The following is a 239-nucleotide window of genomic DNA, read 5'->3' as shown; positions in this document are numbered from 1 at the left end:
CGTGCACGAGCGCTACGGGCCCGCGGGCATCCGCCGGGTCGATCTCGTCCGCGACGGGGTGGCCGAGGTCGACGCCGCCGTCGTCGTCACCGATCACGACGGCGTCGACCTGTCGCTCCTGCACGGCGGGCCCACCTTCGACACCCGCCACGTGCTGACGGGCGACCACGTCGTCGCCCTCTGAGGCGGGCCGTGAGAGTCCGCTACTACGGCGTCCACGACGTCGCGTACCCCCGCAA

Annotated in this window: 1 protein-coding gene; it reads left to right on the top strand. The window is 73.2% G+C overall.

What is annotated here, in order from left to right; all coding sequences use genetic code 11:
- The coding region (locus tag ACZ6JE_RS15545) for a hypothetical protein (RefSeq protein WP_464319531.1) at nt 1–184 on the top strand (184 nt) is incomplete at its 5' end.
- Nucleotides 185–239: the final 55 nt, after the last annotated feature.

The sequence above is a fragment of the Frigoribacterium sp. AC759 genome, from assembly GCF_979256015.1.
The sequence above is the reverse complement of the archived record's forward strand: the minus strand, read 5'-3'. Positions and strand labels throughout refer to the sequence as shown.